Annotated in this window: 13 protein-coding genes and 1 pseudogene; 8 read left to right on the forward strand and 6 right to left on the reverse strand. The window is 28.0% G+C overall.

Annotated elements, in window-relative coordinates; all coding sequences use genetic code 11:
- The 3 genes and pseudogenes from VLM92_RS09885 to VLM92_RS09895 all read left to right on the forward strand — a co-directional run.
- Window positions 1-684: pseudogene (locus tag VLM92_RS09885) on the forward strand (bifunctional phosphoribosylaminoimidazolecarboxamide formyltransferase/IMP cyclohydrolase); the annotation flags it as partial.
- Window positions 685-694: 10 nt separating this feature from the next.
- A complete protein-coding gene (gene purD, locus VLM92_RS09890) occupies window positions 695-1,951 on the forward strand; it encodes a phosphoribosylamine--glycine ligase (protein ID WP_325276180.1) in 1,257 nt (418 codons plus the stop codon).
- A 24-nt stretch (window positions 1,952-1,975) separates the two neighbouring features.
- Window positions 1,976-5,791, forward strand: coding sequence for a phosphoribosylformylglycinamidine synthase (locus VLM92_RS09895; protein ID WP_325276181.1), 3,816 nt, complete (start codon window positions 1,976-1,978; stop codon window positions 5,789-5,791).
- 191 nt (window positions 5,792-5,982) lie between these two features.
- Here VLM92_RS09895 and VLM92_RS09900 read toward each other — a convergent pair whose 3' ends face one another.
- Complete coding sequence (locus VLM92_RS09900) at window positions 5,983-6,162, reverse strand: hypothetical protein (protein ID WP_325276182.1); 180 nt, start codon at window positions 6,160-6,162, stop codon at window positions 5,983-5,985.
- Window positions 6,163-6,414: 252 nt separating this feature from the next.
- Here VLM92_RS09900 and VLM92_RS09905 point away from each other — a divergent pair, with 252 nt between their 5' ends.
- The 3 genes from VLM92_RS09905 to htpG all read left to right on the forward strand — a co-directional run bounded on the left by VLM92_RS09905 (window position 6,415) and on the right by htpG (window position 9,532).
- Window positions 6,415-6,939: a hypothetical protein gene (locus tag VLM92_RS09905; RefSeq protein ID WP_325276183.1), complete on the forward strand. Its 525-nt coding sequence runs from the start codon at window positions 6,415-6,417 to the stop codon at window positions 6,937-6,939.
- 96 nt (window positions 6,940-7,035) lie between these two features.
- Entirely contained in the window at window positions 7,036-7,203 is a 168-nt protein-coding gene (locus tag VLM92_RS09910; protein ID WP_325276184.1) for a hypothetical protein, read from the forward strand.
- Window positions 7,204-7,663: 460 nt separating this feature from the next.
- A complete protein-coding gene (gene htpG, locus VLM92_RS09915; protein WP_325276185.1) occupies window positions 7,664-9,532 on the forward strand; it encodes a molecular chaperone HtpG in 1,869 nt (622 codons plus the stop codon).
- Window positions 9,533-9,595: 63 nt separating this feature from the next.
- On the opposite strand, the gene VLM92_RS09920 is transcribed toward htpG, so the two are convergent.
- From VLM92_RS09920 to VLM92_RS09930, 3 genes are all read right to left on the reverse strand, one after another.
- Entirely contained in the window at window positions 9,596-9,814 is a 219-nt protein-coding gene (locus VLM92_RS09920) for a DUF3955 domain-containing protein (RefSeq protein WP_325276186.1), read from the reverse strand.
- 85 nt (window positions 9,815-9,899) lie between these two features.
- Entirely contained in the window at window positions 9,900-10,124 is a 225-nt protein-coding gene (locus VLM92_RS09925) for a helix-turn-helix transcriptional regulator (RefSeq protein WP_325276187.1), read from the reverse strand.
- 14 nt (window positions 10,125-10,138) lie between these two features.
- Window positions 10,139-10,627, reverse strand: a complete 489-nt coding sequence (locus tag VLM92_RS09930) for a DUF2975 domain-containing protein (protein ID WP_325276188.1) — start codon at window positions 10,625-10,627, stop codon at window positions 10,139-10,141.
- 222 nt (window positions 10,628-10,849) lie between these two features.
- Here VLM92_RS09930 and VLM92_RS09935 point away from each other — a divergent pair, with 222 nt between their 5' ends.
- Window positions 10,850-11,608, forward strand: a complete 759-nt coding sequence (locus tag VLM92_RS09935) for a MerR family transcriptional regulator (protein ID WP_325276189.1) — start codon at window positions 10,850-10,852, stop codon at window positions 11,606-11,608.
- Between the two features lie 52 nt (window positions 11,609-11,660).
- On the opposite strand, the gene VLM92_RS09940 is transcribed toward VLM92_RS09935, so the two are convergent.
- Complete coding sequence (locus VLM92_RS09940; RefSeq protein ID WP_325276190.1) at window positions 11,661-11,936, reverse strand: hypothetical protein; 276 nt, start codon at window positions 11,934-11,936, stop codon at window positions 11,661-11,663.
- A gap of 268 nt (window positions 11,937-12,204) precedes the next feature.
- On the opposite strand from VLM92_RS09940, the gene splB reads away from it, so the two are divergent.
- The gene (gene splB, locus VLM92_RS09945) at window positions 12,205-13,227 is read left to right on the forward strand and encodes a spore photoproduct lyase (RefSeq protein ID WP_325276191.1); all 1,023 of its coding nucleotides are present in this window, start codon (window positions 12,205-12,207) and stop codon (window positions 13,225-13,227) included.
- 214 nt (window positions 13,228-13,441) lie between these two features.
- Here splB and VLM92_RS09950 read toward each other — a convergent pair.
- On the reverse strand, window positions 13,442-13,637 hold a 196-nt coding region (locus tag VLM92_RS09950; RefSeq protein WP_331681743.1), incomplete at its 5' end, for a hypothetical protein.

A 13,637-nucleotide genomic window follows, 5' to 3' on the forward strand; every position in this document is an offset into this window, starting at 1 on the left:
AAAGATGCTTTTGAAGCTTACACAAAATGTTATGAAGCTGATAAAGTTTCAATATTTGGAGGAATAGTAGGAATAACTTCTACAGTAGATAAAGAAACTGCTCAAAAGATGAACGAAATATTCTTAGAAATAGTAGTAGCTTATGATTATAGTGAAGAAGCTTTAGAAATATTAAAACAAAAGAAAAACTTAAGAGTATTAAAGCTTGCTAAGATAGAAGATAGTTTACAACCGTATGATATGAAATATTTAGACGGAAAATTATTAGTTCAAGATAAAAACAACTCATTAGTAGAAAAGTATGAAACTGTTACAAAAACTCAACCAACAGAAAAGCAACTAGAAGATATGGAATTTGGTATGAAAGTAGTTAAAAATATGAAATCAAATGCTATAGCAATAGTTAAAGATGGCCAAACCTTAGCATTAGGATGTGGGCAAACTTCAAGAATATGGGCATTAAAAAATGCACTAGAAAATAATAAAGATAAAGACTTCAAAGGTGCAGTATTAGCATCGGATGCTTTCTTCCCATTTAGTGACTGTGTAGAATTAGCATATGAATATGGAATAGATGCAGTAGTTCAACCAGGTGGTTCAATAAATGATAAAGATTCAATACAAGCATGTGATAAGTATGAAATGACTATGGTAACTACAGGAATAAGGCATTTTAAGCACTAGGAGGCAAAGTATGAAGGTATTGATTATAGGAGGCGGTGGTAGAGAACATGCCATCGCTTGGAAGCTAAATAACGAAAATAATGTGAATAAAATATACTGTGCGCCAGGTAATGCGGGAATTTCTGATGTTGCAGAGTGTTTAAATATAGATGATAGTGATATAGAAAAATTATTACAATTTGCAAAGAAAGAACAAATAGATTTAACTATAGTTGGACCAGAGATTCCTCTTGTTAATGGAATTGTAGATGAATTTGAAAAACAAGGTCTTAAAATATTTGGTCCAAACAAAGAATGCTCTCAATTAGAAGGAAGTAAGGCATTTTCTAAAGAATTTATGATAAGACATAACATTCCAACTGCAAAATACAAGGAATATACAAAATTAGATGAAGCTATAAATGAAATAGACAGCTTTGGATATCCAGTAGTAATAAAAGCAGATGGATTAGCAGCAGGAAAAGGTGTTGTAATACCACAAAATAGAGAAGAAGCTATAGTTACTTTAAAAGAAATGATGAGTGATAAAAAGTTTGGGAGTGCTGGCGATAAAATAGTTGTAGAAGAATTTTTAAAAGGAATTGAAACTTCTATATTAGCATTTGTAGATAATGACACAATAGTTCCTATGGTAAGTGCAAAAGATCATAAAAAGATATATGACCATGAACAGGGACCAAACACAGGAGGAATGGGAACCTTCTCTCCAAGTGAGATATATACAGAGGAACTATCTAAAGAAATTGAAGAAAAAGTATTAAATAAGACTTTAGAAGGATTCAAAAAAGATAGATTAAACTATAAAGGAATATTATTTGTAGGTCTTATGATAACTGAAGATGGACCTAAAGTACTTGAGTATAATGTGAGATTTGGAGATCCTGAGACACAATCTGTTTTATTTAGATTAGAAACTGATTTACACAAAATAATAGAAGCTATCTTAGAAAATAGATTAAAAGATGTAGATATAGATTATAAAAAAGAAGAAGCTGTTTGTGTAATACTTACATCTGGAGGATATCCAGAAAGTTATGAAAAAGGTAAGATAATAAGTGGGCTTGAGAATTTAGATAAAGATGTAGTAGTATTTCATAGTGGAACTAAGATGTTAGACAATAACTTAGTAACTAATGGTGGTAGAGTATTAGGAATAACAGCAAAAGCTAGTAGTGTTGAAGATGCAGCTAAAAAGGTATATGAAAATATTAATAGGATAAACTTTGAAGGAATGCATTATAGAAATGACATTGGAATAGAAATCTAATTTTTCTAAAAAGGGAGAAAAGATATGTTAAATACTACAAATTTAGAGTCGAATGTTAAAAGAATATTAGTAGAAAAAAAGCCAGGGTTTGACATTGAAGCTGAAGCTTTAAAAAAGGATTTAATAGAAAGTTTACACATAGAAGGAATAGAAAATATAAGAGTTTTAAATAGATATGATATAGAAGGAATAGAAAATGAAGTATATGAAAAAGCTTCAAGAACAATATTCTCAGAACCTAATTTAGATATTGTTTATCATGAAACATTAGACGTTTCAAATGATGATGAAACAAAGGAAAGAGTATTTGCAATAGAGTACTTACCTGGCCAATACGATCAAAGAGGGGATTGGGCAAGTCAATGTATTCAAATCGTAAATCAAGGAATAAGACCTACTATAAATACAGCTAAAGTTTATATATTAAGCGGAAATATAAGTGATACGGATTTTGATAAAATAAAAAATTATTGCATAAATCCAGTTGATAGTAGAGAAGCATCTTTAGAAAAACCAAATACATTAAAGATAGAAACAGAGATTCCTACAGAGGTACAAGTACTAGATGGATTTATAGATTTAACAGTAGATAATTTAAAAGAATTTTTAAATAAGCAAGGCTTAGCTATGACATTAGGGGATTTAGAGCATATTCAAAATTATTTTAAAAATACAGAAAAAAGAAATCCAACTATAACAGAGATAAAGGTATTAGATACTTATTGGTCAGATCATTGTAGACATACTACTTTCATGACACAAATAGAAGATATAAAAATAGAACAAGGTAAATATACAGATATAATTAAAGATGCATACAATATGTATCTTGACTCTAGAAACAAGGTTTATGTAGATAGACAAAAGGATATATGCTTAATGGATATAGCAACTATTGCTATGAAGGAACTAAGAAAAGATGGAAAGTTAGAAGATTTAGATGTAAGTGAAGAAATAAATGCTTGTAGTATAAATGTTGATGTTGAAATAGATGGTAAAGTCGAGCCATATTTAGTAATGTTTAAAAATGAAACACATAACCATCCAACTGAAATAGAGCCTTTTGGTGGAGCTGCTACTTGTTTAGGAGGAGCTATAAGGGATCCATTATCAGGAAGAAGTTATGTATATCAAGCAATGCGTGTTACAGGAAGTGCAGACCCTAGAACAACATTAGAAGATACATTACCTGGTAAGCTTATGCAAAGAAAAATAACTACAGAAGCAGCTCATGGATATAGTTCATATGGAAATCAAATAGGATTAACAACAGGACAAGTTGCAGAAGTTTACGATGAAGACTTTGTTGCAAAAAGAATGGAGATAGGAGCAGTAATAGCGGCAGCACCTAAGGAAAATGTAATCAGAGAAGTGCCACAACAAGGAGATATAGTAATTCTTCTTGGAGGAAAAACAGGAAGAGATGGATGTGGAGGAGCAACTGGTTCATCAAAAGAACACAGTGAAGAGTCTATACTTACATGTAGTGCAGAAGTACAAAAAGGAGACGCTCCTAACGAAAGAAAGATACAAAGATTCTTTAGAAATAAAGAAGTTGCTCAAATGATAAAAAGATGTAATGACTTTGGAGCAGGTGGGGTTTGTGTTGCTATAGGCGAAGTTGCAGACAGTATAGATATAAACTTAAACTTAGTTCCTAAAAAATATGATGGACTTGATGGAACTGAAATAGCTATATCAGAATCACAAGAACGTATGGCAGTAGTTATAAAAGCAGAAAACAAAGAAAAGTTTATAGATTTAGCAAGACAAGAAAATTTAGAAGCAACTCATGTAGCGACAGTAACAGATAGTGGATATATGAAAATGTTTTGGAATGATAAGGCTATAGTTAATATAAAAAGAGAATTCTTAGAAACAAATGGAGTTAAGCAAACTACTAAAGTTCATGTAGATAAGGTGGACGAAGAAAAGACATTCTTTGTTAATAATTCAAAAGAAAACATATGTGAATTAGCAGCAGATAAAGATATCAATATAAAAGAAAAGTTTATCAATACTTTATCAGATTTAAACGTATGCTCTCAAAAAGGATTAGTAGAAAGATTTGATAATACAATAGGTTCAAACACAGTACTTATGCCATTTGGAGGAAAGTATCAAGCAACTCCTACACAAGGTATGGTAGCTAAAATACCAGTGCTTGGTGGAGAAACTAATACTTCAACAATAATGACTTATGGGTATAATCCTAAGATAGGAAAATGGAGTCCATTCCATGGAGCTTTATATGCAGTAGTAGAATCTGTGTGTAAAGTTGTGGCTATTGGGGGTAACTATAGTACAATAAGACTTACGTTACAAGAGTATTTCGAAAAACTTGGGGATAACCCAACTAAGTGGGGTAAACCATTTGCAGCTCTTTTAGGTGCATACTATGCTCAAAATAAATTAGAAATACCTGCAATAGGTGGTAAAGATAGTATGTCGGGAACATTTAAAGATATAGATGTACCACCAACATTGGTATCATTTGCTGTGGATACTGTGGATGCAAAATATGTAGCATCGCCAGAATTTAAGAAAACTAATTCACAAGTTATAATGTTATGCACAGACAGATTAGAAAATGGTATAGTTGACTTTGATTTACTAAAGAAAAATCTAGATAAAGTAACACACCTTATACACAATAAACAGGTATTATCAACATATGCACTAGGATTTGGTGGGATATGTGAAGCTATAAGTAAAATGGCATTTGGTAATAAAATAGGGTTTGAATTTAATGAAGAAATAGAAGGTTTATTTGAAGCTAACTATGGAAACATAGTACTAGAATTAGCAGATGATAATTTAAGTATATTAGATGGATATAACTATGTAGTACTTGGAAACACAACAAAAAATCCAAGTATATTAATAGAAAATGAAGAAATAGCATTAGACGAATTATATAAAGCTCATTGTGATACTTTAGAGCCGATATTCCCAACTAAAGCTACACAGATTAAAGATAAAATAGAAACTATAAACTTTATATCTCAAGGAGAAGCTAAGAAATCGTCTATAAGTATAGCTAAACCAAGAGTATTTGTACCAGCATTCCCAGGAACAAACTGTGAATATGATTCAGCTAGAGCATTTGAAAAAGCTGGAGCAGAAGCTAATATAAGAGTATTTAAAAACTTAACATATAAAGATATAGAAGATTCTATAGATACAATAGTAAAAGAAATAAAACAATCTCAAATAATAATGCTACCAGGTGGATTTAGTGCAGGAGATGAGCCAGATGGTTCTGGTAAATTTATAGCTACAGTATTTAGAAATCCAAAGGTTGCAGAAGCGGTACAAGAATTTTTAACTAAGCAAGATGGATTAATGTTAGGTATCTGTAATGGATTCCAAGCACTTATAAAACTTGGATTAGTTCCATACGGTGAAATAAGAGAAACTAAAGAAGATGCACCGACTCTTACTTATAACAACATAGGTAGACATCAAGCTAAGATAGTTAGAACTAGGATAGCATCAAATAAATCTCCTTGGCTAGCACAAACAGAAGTAGGAGATACACATAGTATAGCTATATCTCATGGAGAAGGTAAATTTGTTGCTAATGAAGAAGTTATGAAGCAATTAATAGTTAATGGACAAATAGCTACTCAATATGTAGATTTTGATGACAATCCTACTTATAATATAGAATTTAACCCAAATGGTTCATATTATGGAGTAGAAGGCATAACAAGTTTAGATGGTAGAATACTTGGTAAGATGGGTCACTCAGAAAGAGTGGGAGAACATGTCATAAAGAATATCTTAGGTGAAAAAGATCAAAAGATATTTGAATCAGGAGTAAAATACTTTAGATAAAATTTAAGTTTTAGAAGGATAGTATGTTGTTTTTCAATGTACTATTCTTTTTTAATTGCAAGGATATTGATATTATAATGGTCTTAAATCTGTAAATAACTTATGACTTAAAGTAATAGAAATAAATTCAGAAAATGAAAAAAAGAGTTGATATTGGATTATTATTTTTCCAAATTCAACTCCATAATTTTTTATTTAGATTTTTCTATGAATTCATCTTGAGATGATGCAGTTACTAAATCATCGTCTATATAACCTGTAAACTCACAACCACATTCTCCAATACACTCATCTTCTATCTCTCTACCTAATAGAGCATTTTTTAAATCTTCTATACTCATTCCAGAACATGCTGAACATACTTTTATCATAGTTTTATTCCTCCTAAATTATAGCTTAATAATAAATAATATTTATGTATTAAATGTATACCCCAAGAAATATTATTAAAACAAAAAATGACAAATTATAGTTGCTAGTTTCAAAATGTATTTTTAAAGTATAGCATTTAATTTACTATATTTTCCATTAAGATTATAATATAACTGTAGTTGAATTAATTTTGGTGAAAAATTTTGAAAAACATACAGGTCGGACTATGGGTAATTTTTAGGAGGAATAAAATGATTAACGAAGCTAAAATAATCAATCAACCTTATTCTGGACAATATGAGGAGAGAATTTATGACATTCCAAGTTCATGGGATTCCCAAAAATGGACATGGATTAAGTTTTCTAATGAAGATTTTAGTGAATGGTGTGGTGAGTTCAGAGGTTCATCAAGATACGTTGCAATTTCAAAAAAACATAATAGTATTTTAGTTCTTACATCAGACTATTTGTACCAACTTGACCGCATCAGCGGAGAATTAATAGAATACGAAAGTCAACCTCAATATCACAATCTTACACTAACGCCTTCAGGTGACTTTATAATATCAGATTATTATAGTATTGAACTAATTAAATCAACAATAAAGGAGAAGCAATTAATTGAAAGTCCAATACATATGGATATGATTAAATTTCATAGTTGGTCAAATAATGAGCTATTAATAACATGTGAAGAATTTTTAAATTGGGATAGGCATGTTGAACTGGAATTAAATTGCGAAACATTGGAAATAACCATGAAAAACGATATATAACAGCGTATTTCAAACATGATATGAAAGTTACTGTCACAAAAGACTATTATCAGTGTATACACTAACATAGCCTAAATATAAAAAGGGGGTAGATTTATGTCTATTACATATGAATTTTTCTTTCAAATATTAAATACAATACTATGGATACTGATTCCTATTGCTATATATGGATTTATTAAAAAACATAAAAGAAATAAAGAATTAATAAATAGTAGAATCTCTAATTTAGAGAAAAAAGTTAATGATTTAGAAAGTAGATAATTTACAATATTATTATATTAAGAACTAGGGGGATATAAATGGAGGTTAAACCACTGATAGGTATATCATGGAGCAATCTAATAGTATTTAGTTTAATTGTGATTGCGATTTGTTATACAGGTATAAAGTTTATAAAAAATATATTTAAAAGATAATTAAGCATCTCTAATCTAGATGCTTTTATTGTGTTCAAAAAAACATATCTTTTCTTGTACATATTAAAAAGAACAGAATTATATCTAAAAAGATTTAGAGTTATATCAAAACTGTTCACGAAATTAAAAATACCTTTTTACTTACATTTACAAGGTTAAAATTTAAAATAAAAATAAGAACTCCTGCCCCTTTTTTTATAAAAAATTAGCACTCGATACTTGACAGTGCTAACAAAAATGCTAAAATAATAATTAATAGGGGTTCCTATATAAGAGAAATTTACTTATAACAAGGAGGAGAATTTATGACAAATCAAAAAGGTAGTATATCAATACATACAGAAAATATTTTTCCAATAATAAAGAAATGGTTATATTCTGATAAAGACATATTTATAAGAGAACTTATAAGTAATGGATGCGATGCAGTTAACAAACATAAGAAGTTAATTTCATTAGGAGAAATAGAAGGGGATAAAGATCAAAACTATAGAATAAATGTGTCTATAGACAAAGAAAATTCAGCACTTATATTTGAAGACAATGGTATAGGTATGACAGAAGAAGAAGTAAACAAATATATAAATCAAGTTGCTTTTTCTGGTGCAGAAGATTTCTTTAATAAATATAAAGATAAAATGAATGAAGAAAATGATATAATAGGTCACTTTGGATTAGGTTTCTATTCTTCTTTCATGGTGTCTAAAAAAGTTCAAATAGACACACTATCTTACAGAGAAGATGCAACACCAGTAAGATGGATAAGTGAAGGTGGAACAGAATATGAAATAAGAGAAAGTGATAGCAAAACTACAAGAGGTACAACAATTACATTATTCTTAGAAGATGATAGCAAGGAATTTTTAGAAGAATATACAGTAAGAAATATAATAGATAAATATTGCTCATTCTTACCTGTAGATATTTATTTAAATAGTGATAATGAAGAAGATAAAAAAGAAAATGAAGAAAAAGAGCAAACACCGATAAATGATACAAAACCTTTATGGTTAAAGTCACCAAAGGATTGTACAGATGAAGAGTACAAAGAATTCTATAGAAAAGTATTCAAAACATTTGACGAACCACTATTTTGGATACATCTAAATGTAGATTATCCATTTAATTTAAAAGGAATATTATACTTCCCTAAATTAAATAATGAATTTGAACTTATAGAAGGTAAAGTTAAATTATATAACAACCAAGTATTCGTGGCAGATAATATAAAAGAAGTTATACCAGAATTCTTACTATTATTAAAAGGTGTAATAGATTGTCCAGATTTACCTTTAAATGTATCTAGAAGTTTCTTACAAAATGATAAAGATGTAAGTAAAATTTCGAAACATATAGTTAAAAAAGTTGCTGATAAATTAAAATCATTATTTAAAAATGAAAGAGAAAACTATGAAAAATTCTGGGATGACATACAAGTATTTATTAAATTTGGATGCCTAAAAGATGAAGGTTTCTATGATAAAATAAAAGATAGTATATTATTTAAAACAATAAACTCAGAATATGTAACACTTAATGATTACTTAGAAAAATGCAAAGAAAAGCATGAAAATAAAGTATTCTATGTAAGTGATGAAGAACAACAATCTCAATATATAAAATTATTTAAAGACTATGAATTAGATGCAGTAGTATTAGATTCTACGATAGATAACCACTTTATATCTTTTGCAGAATTTAAAAACCAAGGAATTAGTTTTAATAGAATAGATGCAGATTTATCTGATGTATTAAAAGATAAAAAAGAAGAAAACACAGAAGAAAGAACTACTATAGAAAACTTATTCAAAGATGCAGTAGGTGAAAGAATAAAAACTTATTCTGTAGAAAGCCTAAAGAGTGAAGAAACTTCAGCTATTATTTTAGTCTCAGAACAATCAAGAAGAATGGCTGAAATGAAATCACAATTTGCAGGAATGAATTTTGGAATGAATTTTGAAGAAGAAAAAACTTTAGTTATAAATGATAATAGTCCAATAATTAAAAAGTTAGTTTCTTTAAAAGAAGAAGAGTCTAAGAAAGATCAAGTATCATTAATTTGTAATCAAATAGTAGATGTGGCTTTACTAGCTAACAAAGAATTAGATTCTAAGCAATTAGATGATTTTATAAAAAGAAATAATCAGCTTATGAATATAATAATATCATTATAAGAAAATCCCCGTTTAGGGGATTTTTTAATTGTTTTTATTGAGTAGTAATATGCAAAATGAACTTTATATTTTGTCAGATTTTTTAGTGTTACGATAGAATGACACTGTTCTAACTAATAGTCCAATTATACCAATAAAGAAGAATAGATAACCAATTGGTATTAAAAAAAATGGTTCAACAAGAGTGCCATCTGGAGCGACTTCACTTCCAATGATGTTAAAAGTGACCACGCAACCGATTGTTATAATAAATGGTATTAAATTTAAAAGATATTTTTTCATTTTAAAGCCTCCATAAATAATAATAACTAAAAAATTAAGTTATTACCTAAATTTTATATTTGATAAATGTTTATTTTTATTAATTTTATTTTAATCTAGGGTCATTATCCTCAACATATTCTAAAATATCACCTGGCTGACACTCTAATATCTTACATAAAGCTTCAAGAGTAGTAAATCTAACAGCTTTAGCTTTATTATTTTTTAAAATTGAAAGATTAGCCATAGTGATTCCGAGTCTTTCAGAAAGCTCTGTAGAACTCATTTTTCTTTTTGCCATCATGACATCTAAGTTAACAATAATCGGCATAACAAACTTCCTTTCTATATTGTTTTATCATTTTCATCTTTAATATCTATAAATAACTCGAACAATCGAGAGGCTACTAAAGCAAATAATCCTATAGTTGTAGCAACAACAGCAATAACTGTAAAAGGACCAACCCAAAGTAAACCTTCAAAGAATTCAACAAAATTCTTTAAGTACCATACACATCCAAGAAATAAAATCATTTCACTAAAAGAGCATATAGATATAATTTTCAAAGATTTAACTATTGTATTTGAAAATGGATTGTTTTTTGCTATTATCCCACAAAGTTTCTTTAAGTTAAATAGTGCTATAACATAAGGAGTAGCACATAAATAAATGCAAGCAACTACAGACATCACTAAGTTAGGGTCTAGTATAGAATAAGCACTTTTAAAAAAGGCTGTTACTATGAGTGGAGCTGCAAAAGTAAGTATGCAAGTGATTGTTAGTCCTAACAATACAGTGACATTTAAAATTTTTGAAGTTAAGTTGTTTTTCATATTATCTACCTCGTTTCTGAATTATTATAGTATTAATATTAAATAATTATTTATCGTTTGTCAATAAAAATATATCTATAAAAAATAGATATAGAGGAATAAAAAATATATTTATGCAAGGATAGATAATTTGAAATTACATTAATGGGATTAAATTTTATTATAAAATTATTGACTCTAACATTATGTCATAGATTAATATTAAATCAGGAGGTGGGAAATGTGTATAAGATAAATGAAATTTCAAAATTAACAGGAATAAGTGTTAGAATGCTACATCACTATGATAAGATAGGACTTTTAGTTCCAAGCAAAAGAACTGATTCAAATTATAGAATGTATAGCGATGAAGACATTGCTAGATTATATCAAATATTACTTTTCAAAGAATTAGAATTTCCACTTCAAAAAATAAAGCAAATTTTAGATGATGAGAATTTTAATAGAGAAGAAGCTCTAAGGGTTCAACGTAATCTTATATTAGAAAAGAAAAATAGATTAGAAAGAATAATAGAATCAATAGATAATACTATAGGAAATTTAGGAGGAAATATTATGAGTAAGAAAAATTTAAAAGCCTTTGATTATGAAGAAGTAAAAAAACATCAACAAAAATATGAAGAAGAAACAGAAAAAAGATATGGAAATTCTGATGCTTATAAAGAAAGCAAAGAGAAAACATCTCAATACTCAAAAAATGACTGGGAAAATATAATGGCAGAGGCTGGAACTATATATGAAGAACTAGCTTGTTTAATGGATAAAGACCCAGAAGATGAACAAGTTCAAGTATTAGTTGAAAAATGGAGAAACTATATAAGTAAGAATTTTTATAACTGTACAATAGAAATATTCAGAGGATTAGCACTTATGTATGTTGCAGATGAAAGATTTACTAAAAATATTGATAAATATGGTGAGGGGCTAGCACAATTTCTTAGTGATGCTATGAATGTTTATTGTGATAACAATTTAAAATAGTAGAAATATAAGAGCATCTTAAAGTAATATTTACTTTAAGATGCTAGAAAAGCTAATCAACTAACATAAAATCTATATGTAAAAATCCATCCTTTACACCGTCTACTTGAACTTCTCTAAGTAAACATTTTTTTATATCTCCATTTAAGTTTAGCTCTAAAACTCCACTATTTTCCCCAGCACCAACCATTCTAGCAAAATCAGTTTTATATACTGATATAGGAATACTTCTATCTAATTGATTACCATAAATTACAGCAGGTATATAACCTCTTTCTCTTATAAATTTAGTCTTTTCATTTAAATCTCTACTAACTACGTTTAACATAATTATCCCCCTCGTATAAGTAATGGTATTAGGCTTGTTTACCTTTAATAAATAATATTTTACAATCATTGAAATTATTCATAAAAAATTAACTTATCTTGAATAAACGCATATGTTAGCAGTTAGAACTAATTAATAAAAAATAAATATTAGTATAAATGTAACAAACTATAATTAAGGTTTATTAAATAAAGAATATATAAGTGAAACTAAGGAAAAATAGTATTAGCTATTATAGAGATAGAATCTATTATTAAGAGGTGAATATATGTTTAAGCCTAAAAGAGTAATATTTGAAAAGGGAACATTAGATACAGAAGTGGGAAAAAATATATATGATAAAGTAAAAGATGATAAAAATATTGAAATTATAAAACTTACTTCAAATAAAATAAAAGGACATATACCAGGTGAAAATTTATATGAACAATATAGAGCGGGAAAAGAAACATTAGTAGTAGGAATAAGAAAAACATTAAAATTTCAAACTTGTAAACCATCAGCAAATTATCAACTTCCATTAGTTAGTGGATGTATGGGTAGATGTGAATATTGTTATCTAAATACTCAACTAGGTGATAAGCCATTTGTAAGGGTATTTGCTAATACAGATGATATATTAAATCAAGCTAAGAAATATATAGAAGAAAGATTACCAGATGTAACTATATTTGAAGGAGCAGCGACATCAGATCCAGTACCAGTTGAACCTTATACAGATACTTTAAGAAAAACTATAGAATTTTTTGGTCAAGAAGAAAAAGGAAGATTTAGATTTGTTACTAAATACAACGATATTGATAGTTTGCTAGATATAAAACATAATAATCACACAGAAATAAGATTTAGTATAAATACTCCAAAAATAATAGATACTTACGAACATCATACAGCGTCATCATCTAAAAGAATTGAAGCTGCTGCAAAGGTAGCATCAGCAGGATATCAAATTGGATTTATAATTGCACCAGTATTTTTATATGATAATTGGAAGCAAGATTATATAGAATTAATTAAATCTATAAAAGAAAAATTACCTAAAGAATTTAATGAAAAAATTATATTTGAAGTTATTTCTCACAGATACACTACTAAAGCGAAAAACATAATACTAGAGATTTTTCCACAAACTACATTACCTATGGATGATGAAGAAAGAAAATTTAAATATGGACAATTTGGATATGGCAAATATGTTTATACTAAAGAACAATTATCAGAGATGAAAGAATTTTTTCAAGAACAAATAAAAGAATTTTTTCCAAATAGCATAATAAAGTATATAATTTAGATAGATTGTAGATGAGTTTTTAATATTAATGCAAAACTGTAATGAGTCTAAATGAGAGCAAGTTATATCTAATATAATGGACTAATATAATAAGTATGACTAAAATGAGTATATCACTAGAATCATCTATAAAAGAGTATGAAAGATTTGAAGTTGTATATAAATTATAAAAATAGAGCTAAAGATTGTAGAAATCGATAGCTCCATTTTTGTATTATTGATTTTTTTCGTTGTAAACATAAGCTAATGATATATCTAGTATTCTAGACACTATACGATTAGCTAATATAAATCCTAAAACTTCACATAAAACTATAGATATCCAGATACCTGTATTGCCTAACATAAATGGTAAAATCATAATGGTTAATATGTTAAATGTAATTCCTCTATTAAATGAAACTATATTG

Source organism: Romboutsia sp., from assembly GCF_035470145.1.
Taxonomy (GTDB): Bacteria; Bacillota; Clostridia; order Peptostreptococcales; family Peptostreptococcaceae; genus Romboutsia_D.